The organism is Peribacillus sp. YIM B13482, assembly GCF_042787975.1.
Taxonomy (GTDB): Bacteria; Bacillota; Bacilli; order Bacillales; family DSM-1321; genus Peribacillus; species Peribacillus simplex_A.
In genome coordinates this window covers 37,823-55,008 of sequence record NZ_JBHZPF010000031.1, presented here as the reverse complement: position 1 = coordinate 55,008, position 17,186 = coordinate 37,823, and the positions used below count along the sequence as shown (strand labels likewise).

16 protein-coding genes and 1 riboswitch are annotated in these 17,186 nt (G+C 42.0%); of the genes, 15 read left to right on the top strand and 1 reads right to left on the bottom strand.

The window, feature by feature from the left end; translation table 11 throughout:
• Positions 1-573 precede the first annotated feature (573 nt).
• The 13 genes from ACFX4L_RS15580 to purD all read left to right on the top strand — a co-directional run bounded on the left by ACFX4L_RS15580 (position 574) and on the right by purD (position 13,881).
• On the top strand, positions 574-774 hold the full coding sequence (locus ACFX4L_RS15580) for an NETI motif-containing protein (protein ID WP_061461264.1): 201 nt from the start codon (positions 574-576) through the stop codon (positions 772-774).
• Between the two features lie 74 nt (positions 775-848).
• A riboswitch (purine riboswitch) is annotated at positions 849-950 on the top strand.
• A 180-nt stretch (positions 951-1,130) separates the two neighbouring features.
• Positions 1,131-1,619 (top strand): 5-(carboxyamino)imidazole ribonucleotide mutase, encoded by a 489-nt coding sequence (gene purE / locus ACFX4L_RS15575; protein WP_230135718.1) that lies wholly within the window; start codon positions 1,131-1,133, stop codon positions 1,617-1,619.
• The gene (gene purK, locus ACFX4L_RS15570) at positions 1,603-2,739 is read left to right on the top strand and encodes a 5-(carboxyamino)imidazole ribonucleotide synthase (RefSeq protein ID WP_377405601.1); all 1,137 of its coding nucleotides are present in this window, start codon (positions 1,603-1,605) and stop codon (positions 2,737-2,739) included. Before purE ends, purK begins: the two co-directional genes overlap by 17 nt.
• Positions 2,740-2,759: 20 nt before the next feature.
• On the top strand, positions 2,760-4,052 hold the full coding sequence (purB, locus tag ACFX4L_RS15565; protein ID WP_125163158.1) for an adenylosuccinate lyase: 1,293 nt from the start codon (positions 2,760-2,762) through the stop codon (positions 4,050-4,052).
• A 102-nt stretch (positions 4,053-4,154) separates the two neighbouring features.
• Entirely contained in the window at positions 4,155-4,874 is a 720-nt protein-coding gene (gene purC, locus ACFX4L_RS15560; protein WP_061461268.1) for a phosphoribosylaminoimidazolesuccinocarboxamide synthase, read from the top strand.
• Positions 4,867-5,121, top strand: coding sequence for a phosphoribosylformylglycinamidine synthase subunit PurS (purS, locus tag ACFX4L_RS15555; RefSeq protein ID WP_034306118.1), 255 nt, complete (start codon positions 4,867-4,869; stop codon positions 5,119-5,121). The genes purC and purS overlap by 8 nt, the downstream gene beginning before the upstream one ends.
• On the top strand, positions 5,118-5,804 hold the full coding sequence (gene purQ, locus ACFX4L_RS15550) for a phosphoribosylformylglycinamidine synthase subunit PurQ (protein WP_125163156.1): 687 nt from the start codon (positions 5,118-5,120) through the stop codon (positions 5,802-5,804). The genes purS and purQ overlap by 4 nt, the downstream gene beginning before the upstream one ends.
• Positions 5,788-8,007, top strand: a complete 2,220-nt coding sequence (gene purL / locus ACFX4L_RS15545; protein ID WP_377383886.1) for a phosphoribosylformylglycinamidine synthase subunit PurL — start codon at positions 5,788-5,790, stop codon at positions 8,005-8,007. Before purQ ends, purL begins: the two co-directional genes overlap by 17 nt.
• Positions 7,992-9,407, top strand: coding sequence for an amidophosphoribosyltransferase (purF, locus tag ACFX4L_RS15540; protein WP_377405599.1), 1,416 nt, complete (start codon positions 7,992-7,994; stop codon positions 9,405-9,407). Before purL ends, purF begins: the two co-directional genes overlap by 16 nt.
• Before the next feature lie 42 nt (positions 9,408-9,449).
• The gene (purM, locus tag ACFX4L_RS15535; RefSeq protein ID WP_377405597.1) at positions 9,450-10,475 is read left to right on the top strand and encodes a phosphoribosylformylglycinamidine cyclo-ligase; all 1,026 of its coding nucleotides are present in this window, start codon (positions 9,450-9,452) and stop codon (positions 10,473-10,475) included.
• Positions 10,475-11,050, top strand: a complete 576-nt coding sequence (purN, locus tag ACFX4L_RS15530) for a phosphoribosylglycinamide formyltransferase (protein ID WP_377405595.1) — start codon at positions 10,475-10,477, stop codon at positions 11,048-11,050. Before purM ends, purN begins: the two co-directional genes overlap by 1 nt.
• Before the next feature lie 18 nt (positions 11,051-11,068).
• Entirely contained in the window at positions 11,069-12,604 is a 1,536-nt protein-coding gene (purH, locus tag ACFX4L_RS15525) for a bifunctional phosphoribosylaminoimidazolecarboxamide formyltransferase/IMP cyclohydrolase (protein WP_377405593.1), read from the top strand.
• A 20-nt stretch (positions 12,605-12,624) separates the two neighbouring features.
• Positions 12,625-13,881 (top strand): phosphoribosylamine--glycine ligase, encoded by a 1,257-nt coding sequence (gene purD / locus ACFX4L_RS15520; RefSeq protein WP_317778345.1) that lies wholly within the window; start codon positions 12,625-12,627, stop codon positions 13,879-13,881.
• A 67-nt stretch (positions 13,882-13,948) separates the two neighbouring features.
• Here purD and ACFX4L_RS15515 read toward each other — a convergent pair whose 3' ends face one another.
• Entirely contained in the window at positions 13,949-14,206 is a 258-nt protein-coding gene (locus ACFX4L_RS15515) for a YgaP-like transmembrane domain (protein WP_377383880.1), read from the bottom strand.
• Between the two features lie 145 nt (positions 14,207-14,351).
• Here ACFX4L_RS15515 and ACFX4L_RS15510 point away from each other — a divergent pair, with 145 nt between their 5' ends.
• Positions 14,352-16,097, top strand: a complete 1,746-nt coding sequence (locus ACFX4L_RS15510) for an adenine deaminase C-terminal domain-containing protein (RefSeq protein ID WP_377405591.1) — start codon at positions 14,352-14,354, stop codon at positions 16,095-16,097.
• A 43-nt stretch (positions 16,098-16,140) separates the two neighbouring features.
• A complete protein-coding gene (locus ACFX4L_RS15505; RefSeq protein WP_089362519.1) occupies positions 16,141-17,178 on the top strand; it encodes a DUF3048 domain-containing protein in 1,038 nt (345 codons plus the stop codon).
• The last annotated feature ends 8 nt before the right edge of the window (positions 17,179-17,186 follow it).

Here is a 17,186-nt window from a genome sequence, read left to right as displayed (position 1 = left end):
TCTTCAGCGCCGATGGTAGTTGGGGGTTTCCCCCTGTGAGAGTAGGACGCCGCCAAGCCATTTAAAAGATCAGCCATCCGGCTGGTCTTTTTTTGCGTCTCAATGATTTAAAAGAAATCGTTTTTATGATATCTCCATCTTTCAAATTGAATTGAATTCGACCTAAAGGGATATGTTGCCTCTCTTCAATGCCCTCAAATTACAAGAGATGTGAATTGAAATAATTCATGGGTGCAAGATACGAATAACTGTACTGATCATGGAACAGGGGGGTTACTTGAGTCTGGCTATAGTATTGGGAAGGGAAGAAGGTTAGGATATTGAATGGATGTATAAATTATGAAGATAGGGTCTTTTTTTTAGACAGACGGCAAATTATGCAAGGAGATTCGGAGAAGACATTAACTAAGGCATTATGGAATCCCTGTAATACTGTAATGAATACTAAAATGGATTTCTTGTCTTACTTGTTCTTTTTCATTATACTAGGAGGAATTTATTAAGATAATAATGCAAATTGGATGTTAAGAAAGAAGGCAAATAAAATGGAATTATGGAAGGGATTTTGGTATTGTGGGTAAAAAAAGTAAGGAAAAGTTTGAAGTTGTTGAGGGTGAGACAATCGATGCTTGTTTAGATCGAATTAAAGCGGCAGGCTACTTTCCTGTAAGGCGGACGGAAGAACCCATCTTTGCCGAGAAAATCGAGAATGGCAAAGTCCAATATGTGCCAGTTGATCGAAAAATTGTATTCGAAGTAAAATTAATCGAGTAAAACACGAACGATTCATTAATATCATGTAAAAATATTCGATTTTAACTTGACATTAAAATGGCCGGAAGGTAAGATGAAGTTACATTAATACATCTCATATAATCATGGGGATATGGCCCAAAAGTTTCTACCTGATGACCGTAAATCATCGGACTATGAGAAAAGCATCTGACTAATTCGGAAACTAGCCAAGTCCTTTTTGTTTTTTTTCAAAAGGGCTTTCTATTCCGGGCAGTTTGCTTTCTCGATGAGGAAGCAAACTGCCCGGTTTTTTTAATTTACATGTTATAGATAATGATAAGCGTCCATCTGCATACTCGGGACGTCATAATATGAGTGTTGGAGGGAAAGATGATATGAAACCACAAGTTGGAGTTATTATGGGAAGTGTCTCGGATTGGGAAACGATGAAATACGCTTGTGAATCATTGGAACAGCTTGAGATTCCCTATGAAAAAAGGGTCGTTTCCGCCCACAGGACGCCGGATTTACTATTTGAATATGCAGAGAGTGCAAAAGATAGAGATATTAAGGTGATTATTGCCGGAGCTGGCGGGGCGGCGCATCTTCCAGGTATGACAGCAGCCAAAACGATTGTCCCTGTGATTGGCGTGCCGATACAATCTAAGGCATTAAATGGGATGGATTCGTTATTATCGATTGTTCAAATGCCTGGCGGCGTACCGGTTGCAACGGTTGCAATCGGAAAAGCTGGCGCAGTCAATGCCGGATTGTTGGCGGCTCAAATATTAGCAGCTTTCGATTCCAACCTTGCTGATAGGTTAGAATCTTTACGAGACGAAACCAGAGAAAAGGTGTTACAGAGCAGTGAACAACTTAAATAATACAATCATTTTACCGGGACAGACCATTGGAATTATTGGCGGTGGGCAATTGGGCAGGATGATGGCCTTGTCGGCTAAGGCATCGGGCTTTAAGATAGCGGTCCTTGAGCCGACTGCAGAAGGTCCATGTGCGCAAGTGGCGGATATTGAAATCATTGGTGCTTATGATGATATCGAAGCATTGAAAAGGTTGGCTGAGGTTAGTGACGTCATAACATATGAGTTTGAAAATATCAGTTCAGAAGCACTGGATTGGTTAAAGCAACATGCATTTCTTCCACAGGGCTCAGAATTATTAAAGATGACCCAGGATAGACTTACTGAAAAAAAGGCCATATCTGATGCAGGAGCTTCGGTTGCTCCTTATCGGGAAATACAAGATATTTCAGAAATTTACCTTCATATAGAAAAATTAGGGTACCCTAGTGTGTTAAAAACGACGCGGGGCGGTTATGATGGAAAAGGGCAGTTGGTCATTAAGGAAGAAGCCGATATCAAAAAGGCAGAATCCCTGCTCAAAACAGGTGTATGTGTGCTGGAAGCCTGGATACCTTTCGTAAAAGAAATCTCGATTATCGTGACGCGTAAGGCAAATGGCGAGGCAAGTCATTTTCCGATAGCGGAAAATATTCATATTGAAAATATTCTTCATAAAAGCATTGTTCCCGCACGTATTAGTCAACAAGCTGAACGGAAGGCTATTAATGAAGCCTTGCAGCTTGCAGAAAAACTTGATTTGGTAGGGACATTGGCGGTCGAGATGTTTTTAACCGCTCAGGATGAGATCATCATTAATGAATTAGCGCCAAGACCTCATAACTCAGGCCATTATACAATGGAAGCGTGTGAGACTTCACAGTTCGAACAGCATATAAGGGCTGTTTGTAATTGGCCGCTCGGTAATACGGCGTTATTGAAGCCGGTCGTAATGTTAAACATCCTTGGTGAGCATATTGGACCCTTAATGGATGAAATTCCGGCGATTTCTGATTGGAAGGTTCATCTTTACGGCAAGAAAGAGGCCAAGTTTAAGCGGAAAATGGGGCATGTGAATATTTTACGTCCAACGATTGAGGAAGCTCTTTTGGAAAGTGATCGAAGCAAAATATGGAATCAATAGGTTGAAACGGAGGAAGTAAAATGATTGAACGTTATACCCGCCCAGAGATGGGAAACATTTGGACAGAGAAAAACCGCTTTAATGCGTGGTTGGAAGTAGAAATTCTAGCTTGTGAAGCATGGTCTGAACTTGGAGTAATTCCAAAGGAAGATGTGAAGCTTCTTCGTGAAAATGCTACGTTCGATGTTGAGCGTATCAATGAAATCGAAAAAGATACACGCCACGATGTTGTTGCTTTTACACGTGCGGTTTCTGAAACATTGGGTGAAGAACGGAAATGGGTCCATTACGGACTGACTTCTACTGATGTGGTCGATACAGCTCTTTCATATATGATAAAGCAAGCGAATGATATCATCTCCAAGGATTTAAATAACTTCGTGGAGATCCTGAAAAATAAAGCGAAAGAACATAAATATACGGTTCAAATGGGACGTACACATGGAGTTCATGCGGAACCGACTACTTTCGGTTTGAAACTGGCACTTTGGTATCAAGAAATGAAACGCAATGTCGAACGTTTTGAAGAAGCTAGAAAGAACATAGAGGTTGGGAAAATCTCTGGAGCTGTCGGAACCTACGCAAACATCGACCCGTTCGTTGAAAAATTCGTTTGTGAAAAGCTTGGCCTTGAAGCAGCACCTATTTCAACACAAACATTGCAACGGGATCGCCACGCACATTATATGAGCACATTGGCTTTAATTGCGACCTCAATTGAAAAGTTCGCAGTAGAAATACGCGGCTTGCAAAAAAGTGAAACACGCGAAGTGGAAGAATTCTTTGCAAAAGGACAAAAGGGATCTTCGGCAATGCCTCATAAACGGAATCCAATCGGTTCTGAAAATATGACAGGTATAGCTCGTGTAATCCGCGGTTACATGATGACAGCATATGAGAATGTGCCATTATGGCATGAACGTGACATTTCACATTCTTCTGCTGAGCGCATCATCTTGCCGGATGCAACGATCGCATTAAACTACATGCTGAACCGTTTCAGCAACATAGTGAAGAACTTGACCGTTTATCCAGAAAATATGAAACGCAATATGGACCGTACACTGGGATTGATTTTCTCACAACGTGTGCTGCTGTCCCTTATCGATAAAGGACTTGTCCGTGAAGAGGCTTATGATACGGTTCAGCCGAAAGCGATGGAAGCATGGGAGCTTCAGGTTCCATTCAGAAGCCTGATCGAAAAGGATGATAAAATCACAAGCTTGCTTACGAAAGAAGAACTTGATGATTGTTTCGATCCTACACATCACTTGAAAAATGTTGATGTAATCTTTGATCGTTTAGGTTTATAAAAGTGAAGGCGGCAAACATAGCACCTCTAAACGGTGATATGTTTGCCTAGCCCGATCAATACAGGATGATTCGAAATATTCACAATGTGGGGGTCTGGACAGATGGAAAAACGAGAATTGTTGTATGAAGGAAAAGCGAAACAGATTTTTGCAACGGACAACAGTGAAATAGTATGGGTGGAATACAAGGATTCGGCAACAGCGTTTAATGGTGAGAAGAAGTCAGAAATCGCCGGAAAAGGTAAGTTGAATAATCAAATTACAAGCCTATTATTTTCAAAGCTTGCCCAAGAAAATATACCGTCCCATTTTATTGAACAGCTTTCCGACCGGGAGCAGTTAGTTAAGAGAGTATCCATCATTCCGCTTGAAGTCGTTGTACGAAATACGGCTGCCGGCAGTTTTTCTAAAAGAACTGGCATTGAAGAAGGCCACCCGCTTAAGAAAACGCTGATTGAGTTTTACTATAAAGACGACGAGCTCGGCGATCCTCTGTTAACGGAAGACCATATTGAAGAATTGGAACTTGCAAGCAAGGAAGATGTAGCCATTTTAAAAGAAAAGGCACAAGAGATCAGTATCGTCTTAACTTCCTTCTTTAAAGAATTGGACATTAAATTAATTGATTTTAAATTAGAGTTCGGTAAAACCCCGAATGGAGACATTCTGCTGGCAGATGAAATTTCACCTGATACCTGCCGATTATGGGATGTTAACACGAACGAAAAGTTAGACAAAGATGTATTCCGCCGTAATTTAGGCAGTTTAACAGATGCTTACGAAAAAATACTAGCAAAGTTGGAGGGTACTCAACATGTATAAGGTTAAGGTATATATCACACTACGCGAAAGTGTATTAGATCCACAGGGAGCTGCAGTGCAACAATCACTTCATAGCTTGACATATAACGAAGTTAGTGATGTTCGAGTGGGGAAATACATTGAACTTACAATTAAGGATACGGATCGTGATTTAGATCAACTTGTGAAGGAAATGTGTGAAAAACTATTGGCCAACACGGTAATTGAAGCTTACCGCTATGATGTTGAGGAGGTTATCACCCAATGAAATTTGCTGTCATAGTTTTCCCTGGTTCCAATTGTGATGTCGATATGTTCCATGCGATAAAGGATGCTCTAGGGGAAGAAGTGGAGTATGTTTGGCACTCTACAGACAATCTAGATCAGTATGATGGGATTCTCCTTCCAGGAGGTTTCTCTTATGGGGACTATTTACGCTCTGGAGCGATTGCACGATTTTCGAATGTAATGGCCGAAATCGTAAAAGCGGCACAAGCAGGAAAGCCTGTTTTGGGTGTCTGCAATGGTTTTCAGATTTTACTTGAAGCAGGACTTTTACCTGGAGCGATGCGCCGTAATGAAGGCTTGAAATTCATTTGCCGCAATGTAGGATTAAAGGTTGAAAATAATCAATCGATGTTCACGACAGGATATGAAATAAATGAAACGATTACGATCCCGGTTGCCCATGGTGAAGGGAATTACTACTGTGATGAAGAAACATTGGCTGAATTAAAACGAAATAACCGCATTTTATTCACTTATGACGGTGAAAATCCAAACGGAAGCTTGGAACAAATAGCGGGAATTACAAATGAACAAGGAAATGTCCTCGGAATGATGCCTCATCCCGAACGTGCTGTTGATTCACTGCTTGGCAGTAAAGACGGCTTAAAGATTTTTCAATCCATCGTAAAAAACTGGAGGGAATCACATGTTATTACAGCTTGAACCAAGTCCGGAAAAAATTAAATCGGAGCGATTGTACGCAAGTATGGGACTATCCGATAAAGAATTTGCCATGGTGGAGAAAATCTTAGGCAGACTGCCGAATTATACGGAAACTGGATTGTTTTCGGTTATGTGGTCAGAGCATTGTTCCTACAAAAATTCAAAACCCATCTTAAGAAAATTCCCGATTACTGGGGAGAAAGTCCTTCAAGGACCTGGTGAAGGAGCTGGTATCGTTGATATCGGTGACGATCAGGCTGTCGTTTTTAAAATAGAAAGTCATAACCACCCATCTGCTATCGAGCCTTACCAAGGTGCCGCTACTGGTGTCGGCGGTATTATCCGTGATGTCTTCTCCATGGGTGCGCGTCCGATTGCGATGCTGAATTCGCTTCGCTTCGGTGAGTTAGACAATGATCGCGTGAAATATTTATTTAAAGAAGTGGTTGCAGGGATTGCAGGATACGGAAATTGTATCGGAATTCCAACTGTCGGCGGAGAAATTCAATTTGATCCATCATATGAAGGAAATCCTTTAGTCAATGCTATGTGTGTCGGTTTGATTGATCATAAGGACATTAAAAAAGGCCAAGCACATGGAGTGGGCAACACAGTCATGTACGTGGGTGCCAAAACTGGACGTGATGGTATTCATGGAGCAACATTTGCATCTGAAGAGCTTTCAGAGTCATCAGAAGAAAAACGCCCAGCCGTACAAGTAGGAGATCCATTCATGGAGAAACTGCTTTTGGAAGCATGCCTTGAATTGATTCAAAATGATGCCCTTGTTGGGATTCAAGATATGGGAGCAGCGGGTCTTACAAGTTCATCTGCCGAGATGGCGAGTAAAGCTGGATCAGGAATAAAAATGAATCTTGATTTAGTACCGCAGCGTGAAACAGGAATGACAGCATATGAAATGATGCTTTCTGAATCACAAGAGCGGATGCTGATCGTTGTAACTAAAGGACGCGAACAGGAAATCGTTGACTTGTTTACGAAATATGATCTAGAGGCTGTTTCCGTCGGTGAAGTGACGGATGACAAAAACCTAACATTATCGCATCAAGGTGAAATTGTTGCAGAGGTTCCAGTTGATGCATTGGCTGAAGAAGCTCCGATTTATCATAAGCCATCTGCAGAACCGCAATATTTCCGTGATTTCCAAAGCATGAAGGCTGAAGTGCCAGTCATAGAAGATTATAAAGAAACACTGATATCACTATTGAAGCAACCGACGATTTCGAGTAAGGAATGGGTTTATGATCAATATGATTACATGGTCCGCACGAATACAGTCGTCTCACCTGGATCGGATGCGGCGGTAGTACGAGTTCGGGGCACAAATAAGGCCCTTGCTATGACGACGGATTGTAACTCCCGCTATATATATTTAGATCCAGAAACGGGAGGTAAAATCGCAGTCGCTGAAGCAGCACGTAACATTATTTGCTCGGGTGCGGAACCTTTAGCGATTACGGATTGCTTGAATTTTGGGAATCCTGAAAAACCTGAAATATTTTGGCAATTGGAAAAAGCTGCAGACGGTATGAGTGAAGCTTGCAGAAGCTTAAGTACTCCTGTAATTGGCGGAAATGTCTCCCTTTACAATGAAACGAATGGTGAAGCGATTTATCCGACACCTGTAGTTGGGATGGTTGGTCTTGTCAGTGACCTTCAGCACATCACTACACAATCGTTTAAAAATGAATCCGATTTGATTTATGTGGTCGGCGAAGCGAAAGTTGAATTTGGAGGCAGTGAATTACAGAAAATGCTTGAAGGTAAAATCTTTGGACGCGCTCCAGAACTTGATTTGGCCGTTGAACAAAAACGTCAGCAGCAAATTCTAACTGCAATCAAAAAAGGACTTGTTGCATCAGCCCATGACCTTTCGGAAGGCGGTTTGGCAGTGGCTTTAGCCGAATCTTTATTCGGGGCTAGCAAACTTGGGGCAAAAGTGAATATAACCGGCGAACCGGTATCTGCATTATTCAGTGAAACGCAATCACGATTCTTACTGTCCATCAATCCTGAAAACCAAACGGCATTTGAAGCACTTGTTGAAGATGCGATATGCATAGGTTCAGTAACGAATAATAATAAATTAGTCGTGGCAACAAGTGATAGCAAAGTATTGGAAGCGGACGTTGAAGATTTACAAACAGCTTGGAAGGGAGCCATACCATGCTTGCTGAAATAAGAAGCCTAAACGAAGAGTGCGGTGTATTGGGAGTCTGGGGACATCCCGATGCAGCACAGCTTGCTTACTACGGTTTGCATAGCTTACAGCATCGTGGTCAAGAGGGAGCTGGCATCGTCGTGACGGATGGTGAGCAGATGTCCATCACTAAGGGTGAAGGTCTTGTCACAGAGATTTTCACGGCCGAAAAAATGCAGGCACTTTCCGGTACCGGAAAAGCGGCAATTGGCCATGTCCGTTATACAACGGCAGGCGGCGGCGGGTATCAAAATGTTCAGCCTTTCTTGTTCAATTCACATACAGGGGGGCTGGCCCTTGCTCATAATGGGAATATCGTCAATGCCCATCAGTTAAAAGCACAGCTTGAAGGACAGGGCAGCATTTTTCAAACGACATCGGATACGGAAGTTCTGGCACATTTGATAAAACGGTCCGGCTACTCAGATATCAGGGATTCCGTGAAGAACAGTTTAAGCATGCTGAAGGGAGCCTATGCCTTTGTCATCATGACAGAAAACCAAATGATCATGGCAAGAGATCCGCATGGTTTCCGTCCACTTTCCTTGGGGAAAATAGGTGATGCATATTTCGCTGCATCCGAAACATGTGCCCTTGATATTGTAGGTGCAGAATTCATCCGCGATATTGAGCCGGGTGAACTGGTTGTCATTAATGATGAGGGAATCACTTCCGAGTACTTTTCACTTTCCAGTCAACAGGCAATGTGTACGATGGAATATGTGTATTTTTCCCGTCCGGATAGCAACATTGATGGGATCAATGTTCATACGGCACGAAAAAACCTTGGCAAGCAAATGGCACTGGAAGCTAAAATAGAAGCAGATGTAGTTACAGGTGTACCCGATTCCAGTATTTCGGCAGCGATAGGCTATGCTGAAGCGGCCGGCATTCCCTATGAAATGGGCTTAATAAAAAACCGTTATGTTGGACGGACGTTCATTCAGCCATCCCAGAGTCTGCGTGAACAAGGCGTGAAGATGAAACTTTCACCTGTAAGAGGGGTCGTAGAAGGTAAGCGGGTCATAATGGTTGATGATTCAATCGTCCGTGGGACCACAAGCAGAAGGATTGTCCGCATGTTAAAAGATGCAGGAGCCAAAGAAGTGCATGTTGTAATCAGCTCGCCACCGATCAAGAATCCATGTTTTTATGGAATAGACACGTCTAAAAAGGAAGAACTGATTGCGAGCTCTAAATCGGTGGAGGAAATAAGGGAAATCATTGGTGCTGATTCATTAACTTTTTTAAGTGTCGAAGGTATGGTCGAAGCAATTGGCCGACCATTTCCTGGAGAAACGCGCGGTTCATGCCTAGCTTGTTTCACTGGAAATTATCCGACTGAAATTTTTGAGTACGAACGAGAAAAAACAAAATGTTAATCAAGTCGGCAATGAAGATTGATTTTCGGAGGAGGATTTCAAATGGCTAATGCATATAAACAGGCTGGTGTGGATATTGAGGCTGGTTATGAAGCGGTAAATCGAATGAAAAAACATGTAAAGCGCACATTTCGTCCAGAAGTAATGAATGGTCTTGGCGGTTTTGGAGGCATGTTTGACTTATCTTCCTTGAACCTTAAAGAACCTGTGCTCATTTCAGGTACGGATGGAGTGGGTACGAAACTTTTGTTGGCGTTCATGATGGATAAACACGATACAATTGGTGTGGATTGTGTAGCTATGTGCGTCAATGATGTTGTCGTTCAAGGTGCTGCACCTTTATACTTTTTAGATTATATTGCCTGCGGTAAAGCAGATCCAGAACGAATTGAAATGATCGTCAAAGGAATTGCAGATGGCTGTGAGCAGGCAGGCTGTGCTTTAATCGGCGGAGAAACGGCGGAAATGCCGGGCATGTATGAAACGGAAGAATACGATGTTGCAGGCTTTACTGTAGGTGCAGTTGAAAAATCACGTCTAATTACGGGTGAGGCAATCACGGCGGGTGATGTCGTTATTGGACTTGCTTCAAGCGGCATCCACAGTAATGGATATTCTCTTGTTCGTAAAATCCTTCTTGAAGACTCAGGTATGGGGCTTCATGACTTCGTACCGGAATTGGGTTGCAAGTTAGGTGAGGAATTACTGAAACCGACAAAAATCTATGTAAAATCCATTTTATCAACATTAGAAAAATTTGATGTTAATGGTCTTGCCCATATTACGGGTGGCGGGTTCATCGAAAATATTCCCCGTATTCTACCTGAAGGATGCGGTGTGGAAATCGAGCTAGGAAGTTGGGAAATTCCATCTGTATTCGCGTTCCTTGAAGAAAAAGGGAACCTTGTAAAAGAGGAAATGTTCAATATTTTCAATATGGGTATTGGAATGACGGCTGTCGTGAAAAAAGAAGTGGCATCTGATGTGGTAGCCCATCTACGGTCTTGCGGCGAAGAAGCATCGGTTATTGGAACGATTGTGGACGGAAATGGAGTGTCGTTTAAATAATGAAGCGCCTTGCTGTCTTTGCATCAGGTAATGGTAGTAATTTCCAATCAATAGCTGAAGCAATAAAAAGTGGAAAATTGGCGGCGGAAATCTGTCTTGTCGTTTGTGATCGGGAAGACGCTTATGTACTTGAGAGAGCAAAGCTTGAGAACATTGATTCTTTCGCCTTTTCAGCGAAGAATTACTCTAACAAGACTGAGTATGAATCGCTAATCCTGGAGAAACTTCGCCAATATGAGATAGAGTTTATCATTCTGGCTGGCTATATGCGTTTGATTGGTCCGACATTATTACAAAAGTATACACAGAGAATTGTGAACATCCACCCTTCACTCTTGCCTAGTTTTCCAGGCAAGGATGCAATTGGCCAGGCTTTTGACGCTGGAGTGAAGGAAACGGGGGTAACCGTTCATTATGTTGATGATGGAATGGATACAGGACCGATCATTGCCCAAAATGCAGTGCCAATTCTTGAGGGGGATACGAAAGACATTCTTCAAAAAAGGATTCAGGAAATGGAGCATGACATGTATCCGTCAGTTTTGCAGGAGCTATGCCACAAGAAACTTACTTAATGGAGGGACCAACATAACATGAAGAAACGTGCTTTAATTAGTGTATCGGATAAAACAGGTATCGTAGAATTTGCTCAAGGTTTAATTGAGGCAGGTTTTGAAATTATTTCTACAGGCGGTACCAAAAAAACACTGCAGGATAATGGCGTTGATGTAATTGGAATCAGTGATGTCACTGGTTTTCCGGAAATCTTGGATGGACGTGTAAAAACACTTCACCCGAATGTCCATGGAGCAGTGTTGGCAAAACATGATGACAAGGATCACGCAGCACAGCTTGCAGAGCATAATATTGAACCCATTCAACTTGTCTGTGTAAACCTATATCCGTTCCAAGCGACTATTTCCAAATCAGAAGTCACTGTGGAAGATGCTATTGAAAACATCGATATCGGTGGACCGACAATGCTTCGTTCTTCTGCTAAAAACCACGAATATGTGACTGTTATCGTTGATTCAAATGATTATCCTACCGTATTGGCTGAGCTGAAACAAAACGACGGAGTATCAAAAACCACGAATCGCCGTTTGGCTGCAAAAGTCTTCCGCCATACAGCTGCATATGATGCTGTCATTTCGGAGTATATGACTGAGCTTACCGATGAAGAGAATCCTGAATCATTGACTGTTACCTATGAATTGAAACAGTCCCTTCGTTATGGGGAAAATCCACATCAAAAAGCAGCATTCTATAAAAAACCGCTTGGTTCCGTTTTCTCAATTGCTGAAGCGCAGCAATTACATGGAAAAGAGCTTTCATACAACAACATTAATGACGCTGATGCAGCACTTCAAATCGTTAAGGAATTCAATGAGCCGGCTGCTGTTGCTGTTAAACATATGAATCCTTGCGGCGTCGGTGTAGGAGCGACCATTTTAGAAGCGTATGAAAAAGCTTATGAGGCAGATGCTACTTCCATTTTCGGTGGAATCATTGCTTTGAACCGTGAAGTTGATAAAGCGACTGCGGAAAGGCTTCATGAAATTTTCCTTGAAATCATCATTGCTCCTGGATTTACAGATGAAGCAGTGGAAGTATTAACAAGCAAGAAAAACCTTCGTTTATTAACGATCGATTTCGATGCGGCTAAAAAACCTGAGCGTAAATTGACTTCCATTGAAGGCGGATTACTTATTCAAGATCGAGATGCACATAGCTTAAAGGATGCAGAGGTAAAAGTTGCAACGAAACGTGAGCCTACTCCTGAAGAATGGAAAGCCATGGAACTTGGCTGGAAAATCGTAAAGCATGTAAAGTCGAATGCAATAGTGGTTAGTAACGGTCAAATGACCTTAGGTGTTGGCGCAGGTCAAATGAACCGTGTCGGTGCTGCAAAAATTGCTCTGGAACAAGCTGGGGAAAGAGCGACAGGAAGTGCATTGGCATCAGATGCTTTCTTCCCAATGGATGATACTGTAGAAGCGGCAGCAAAAGCGGGCGTCACGGCAATTATTCAGCCTGGTGGATCTGTAAAAGATCAAGATTCAATCAAGAAAGCTGATGAATATGGGATTGCAATGGTATTTACAGGAATTCGTCACTTTAAACATTAATCAAAAATAGAGGTGCGATAATGAATGTACTAGTAATTGGCCGGGGCGGCAGGGAGCATGCCATAGCCCGCAAATTATTTGAAAGCAAACGGGTTGGGACAGTTTTTGCAGCACCTGGAAATCCAGGTATGACAGATGTAGCGACTCTTGTTCCAATTGAAGAAAACAATCATGAGGAATTGGTTGCCTTCGCAAAAAAGAATGCAATTTCATTAACGGTGATTGGGCCCGAAACGCCATTGTTGAATGGACTTGCAGACGACTTTACGGATGCAGGCTTAAAGGTATTTGGCCCTAATGGCCGTGCTGCAGTCATTGAGGGAAGTAAATCCTTTGCTAAAGATTTAATGAAGAACTACAGCATTCCGACAGCGGAGTATGAAACATTTTCTGATTATGATTCTGCAAAGGCATATATCGAAAAAATGGGTGCCCCCATTGTCATAAAAGCGGATGGCTTGGCTGCAGGAAAAGGTGTCGTTGTTGCAATGACGATGGAAGAGGCGTTAGACGCCATCCATGATATGCTAGTCGGGGCAAAGTTCGGCGAAGCTTCTGCCAAAGTCGTTATTGAGGAATTTCTCGATGGCGAGGAATTCTCATTGATGGCATTCGTGAATGGGGAAAAAGTGTATCCGATGGTCATTGCTCAAGATCACAAGCGAGTTTTTGATGGAGATCAGGGTCCGAACACAGGTGGAATGGGTGCATACTCACCAGTGCCGCAAATTTCCGATGAAATGGTTCAGACTGCAGTCGAAACAATTCTTCAGCCTACAGTAAATGCGATGATTTCAGAAAATCGGCGTTTTACAGGTATATTATATGCCGGGTTGATTGCTACTGAAAAGGGCACAAAAGTCATTGAGTTCAATGCACGTTTTGGCGATCCGGAAACACAAGTTGTTTTACCACGCCTAAAAACCGATTTCGTAGATACGCTTGAAGCGGTTCTTTCTGGGGAGGATTTACAACTTGAATGGCATGAAGAAGCTGTTCTTGGAGTGGTCGTGGCAGCTGATGGATATCCAGGGGATTATAAGAAGGGTTCAATCATTAAAGGCTTGGAAAAGATTGATCCGAATGCCCATGTTTATCATGCTGGAACGGCTAAAAATGATGAGGGGAATTTCATCTCAAACGGCGGACGTGTACTTCTGGTTGCTGCAAAAGGGAATGATTTGGCCTCAGCCCAAGCTGAAGTATATAAAGAGTTGGGGCATATTGAGAAAGACGGCTTATTCTGGCGAACGGATATTGGATACCGTGCAATTTAATGCGATTTTTCATTATAATAAAAAGAAGCTGACTCTAAACGGAGTCAGCTTCTTCTTTAGAAAAAACTTAATATGAATTGGACTCTCTATCCTGTTTTGGTTCATTTTTCATTAAGGTTTGTCCATTTTCCATTGCATCCGTGAGGGGGCAATAGCGGAGAATGCCTTCGCCTATTTTCATTGCAGAAAGCATGACCACAATAATATAAGATTGGTTTTTCCAGGGTTTCTTTACCATTCTAGCCATTGCCCATGTTAGAAAGGTAAAACCACACGTAATTCGCATTAAGGCATTTATTATACTGATATTTTGTTTAAACTTCATATTTTGTCCATCCCTTCACAAAAATTTAACAATATTCTGGATAACGATACTGTTCTAATGAGGTAAGTATGTTACTATGAAATAAAATTGGATTGAAAATGGTTTTTTCATACATCTGTTTCTAAAAAATTATGGGGGAATGTTTATGCTTGAACAGCGCTATAGATGGAAAAATAAACATCTAAGAGAACATATAGATGTGCTGGATGGCAATAGGGCACCACACATTCTGCTTAAAAATACGACTTATTTAAATCAGGCTTTACGAAAATGGGTGAAAGCGAATATATGGATATATGATGATCGCATCATATATGTCGGCGATAAGCTTCCGGATAATATAGACCGCTGTGAAATGGTTGACTGCACAAACCAGTATTTAGTCCCGGGTTATATTGAGCCGCATTCACATCCTTCTCAATTATATAATCCCCTTTCTTTTTCACGTTATGCATCTCATTTTGGGACAACGACATTGATCAATGATAACTTGCCGTTTCTATTGCAGTTGGATAAAAAGAAAGCGTTTTCTCTTTTGAAAGAATTACGCAATATTCCTGTAACGATGTATTGGTGGAGCCGTTTTGACGGACAGACGGAATTGATCGATGAAGATACGGTATTTTCCCATAGGGCAGTTAAATCCTGGCTGGAGCATGATGCCGTATTACAGGGCGGGGAGCTGACAGGATGGCCGAAGCTTCTCGATGGGGATGACATGATGCTGCACTGGATTCAGGAAGCCAAGCGGATGAGGAAGAAAATAGAAGGACACTTTCCAGGTGCTTCAGAGAAGACCTTAGCAAAAATGACCCTGTTCGGCGCCGATTGTGATCATGAGGCAATGACAGGCGATGAAGTCATGGCGCGCTTGCTGCAAGGATATTATGTATCACTAAGACATTCTTCGATCCGGCCTGATCTTCCAAAGATGATAAAGGAAATTCATGAACTGGGCATCGATCATTATGACAAATTCTTTTATACGACAGATGGTTCGCCGCCGTCTTTTTATGAGGGTGGTCTCATAGACTGCTTGATCAAAATAGCGATAGAGCATGGCGTTCCGGTCATCGATGCTTACAATATGGCAACTATCAACATTGCACGATATTATAATATTGAATACCTTCATGGCAATATTGCCACTGGAAGGGTAGCGAACATTAACTTCCTGACCGATGTAAAGGAACCCGCACCGGTTTCAGTAATGGCAAAAGGGAAATGGGTGAAAAGGGATGGTGAAATCATTCCTGATTTACAGGAAATCGAATGGAGTGATTTTGATTTTAAACCACTTGATCTTGATTGGGATCTTAGTTTAAAGGAAGATTTTGAATTCTCCATGCCGTTTGGGATTGAATTGGTCAATAATGTAATTACGAAACCGTACTCCCTTTCCAATGATGTAGGGTATGAAGAGCTGAACTTCGAGGATGATGAATGCTTTTTCATGCTTATTGATCGGGAAGGGAAATGGCGCATCAATACAATATTAAAAGGGTTTGCGGATAAATTGTGTGGCTTTGCTGGCTCTTATACCAATACCGGTGATATCATACTAATCGGTAAAAGGAAAAAGGATATGCATTTGGCATTTAACCGGCTGAAGGAAATTGGCGGTGGAATCATTTTAACGGAACATGGAAAGGTGATCCATGAACTTCCTCTTAAACTAATGGGAGTCATGTCCACCAAAGAGGTTCCTGAATTGATAAAAGAAGAAAATGAATTGAAACATTTGCTGCGTGAGAGGGGATATCGCTTCGATGATCCTGTTTACACCCTTTCATTCTTTTCGACAACCCATCTGCCATATATAAGGCTAACCCAGCGAGGAGTATATGATGTCATGAATAAAACTATACTCTTTCCCACTATAATGCGTTAAAATATAAGAGAAGAAATGGCTAATAATTCAGAGGAGTGGAAAGATGAATTTAAAGAGAGTTCTTTTCATCGTTATTGCTATTTTACTGCTGGCAGGCTGTTCGGCGAAAGAGGATCCTGCATCGGATGACAGTAAGCCAAAAGATCCGGCTGTCATCAAAAATAGAGATGTGAAAAATGAATCTTCCAATGAGTTTCCACTTACAGGTATATCCACCGATGAAGGCAGTGAGCAAAGGGCTGTAGCAGTGATGATTAATAATCATCCGAAAGCACGCCCGCAATCGGGCCTCTCAGAAGCCGATATGGTCTACGAAATGCTCGCAGAAGGTGACATAACCAGATTTTTAGCTATCTTCCAAAGTGAAACGCCAAGCCGAATCGGTCCGATTCGGAGTGCAAGGGACTATTATATCGAATTGGCAAAAGGCCTGGATTGCATCTATGTGTGTCATGGGAATAGCCCCGAGGCAAAAACCATGCTGGACAAAGGGTATATTGATAACTTGAACGGATTATATTATGATGGTACTTTGTTTCATCGTTCGGCAGATAGAAAAGCACCGCACAATTCCTACATCTCTTTTGAGGATATCCAAAAAGGCGTGAAGGAAAAGGGATATGAGATGAATGGTGCACCGGAACCTTATACTTTCCTTTCAAAAGAAGAGGCGGCTGGCCTTCAAGGGGAACAGGCACTGAAAACCGAGATATCCTACGGATCAGACGAGTATGATGTAAAGTATGAATACGACGCCACGGAAGAGAAATATAAACGTTATTCGAATGGTGAGCAAACAGTCGAATATAAATCGAATAAACCTATTTTACTGGATAATATATTGATCATTGAGGCCACTCATCAAGTGATCGACGATAAAGGTCGCCGTAAAATCGACTTGAAAAGTGGTGGAAAAGGTTATTTACTTCAAAAAGGAACAGCGAATGAAGTAGAATGGGTTAATAAGGATGGTCGGATTATACCAGTGAAAAACGATAACGAAGTAGGGTTGATTCCAGGGAAAACTTGGATCAATATTATTCCGAATGAACCTGGTTTAGTAGGAGACGTCTCATTTTGATACCCATG

What these genes read in the sequence shown, in the direction of transcription:
- purD (WP_317778345.1), top strand. Translation starts at nt 12,625, where the DNA reads ATGAATGTACTAGTAATTGGCCGGGGCGGCAGGGAGCATGCCATAGCC.
- purQ (WP_125163156.1), top strand. Translation starts at nt 5,118, where the DNA reads ATGAAATTTGCTGTCATAGTTTTCCCTGGTTCCAATTGTGATGTCGAT.
- purM (WP_377405597.1), top strand. Translation starts at nt 9,450, where the DNA reads ATGGCTAATGCATATAAACAGGCTGGTGTGGATATTGAGGCTGGTTAT.
- purC (WP_061461268.1), top strand. Translation starts at nt 4,155, where the DNA reads ATGGAAAAACGAGAATTGTTGTATGAAGGAAAAGCGAAACAGATTTTT.
- purS (WP_034306118.1), top strand. Translation starts at nt 4,867, where the DNA reads ATGTATAAGGTTAAGGTATATATCACACTACGCGAAAGTGTATTAGAT.
- ACFX4L_RS15505 (WP_089362519.1), top strand. Translation starts at nt 16,141, where the DNA reads ATGAATTTAAAGAGAGTTCTTTTCATCGTTATTGCTATTTTACTGCTG.
- purH (WP_377405593.1), top strand. Translation starts at nt 11,069, where the DNA reads ATGAAGAAACGTGCTTTAATTAGTGTATCGGATAAAACAGGTATCGTA.
- ACFX4L_RS15510 (WP_377405591.1), top strand. Translation starts at nt 14,352, where the DNA reads ATGCTTGAACAGCGCTATAGATGGAAAAATAAACATCTAAGAGAACAT.
- ACFX4L_RS15515 (WP_377383880.1), bottom strand. Translation starts at nt 14,206, where the DNA reads ATGAAGTTTAAACAAAATATCAGTATAATAAATGCCTTAATGCGAATT.
- purL (WP_377383886.1), top strand. Translation starts at nt 5,788, where the DNA reads ATGTTATTACAGCTTGAACCAAGTCCGGAAAAAATTAAATCGGAGCGA.
- purB (WP_125163158.1), top strand. Translation starts at nt 2,760, where the DNA reads ATGATTGAACGTTATACCCGCCCAGAGATGGGAAACATTTGGACAGAG.
- purF (WP_377405599.1), top strand. Translation starts at nt 7,992, where the DNA reads ATGCTTGCTGAAATAAGAAGCCTAAACGAAGAGTGCGGTGTATTGGGA.
- purN (WP_377405595.1), top strand. Translation starts at nt 10,475, where the DNA reads ATGAAGCGCCTTGCTGTCTTTGCATCAGGTAATGGTAGTAATTTCCAA.
- purE (WP_230135718.1), top strand. Translation starts at nt 1,131, where the DNA reads ATGAAACCACAAGTTGGAGTTATTATGGGAAGTGTCTCGGATTGGGAA.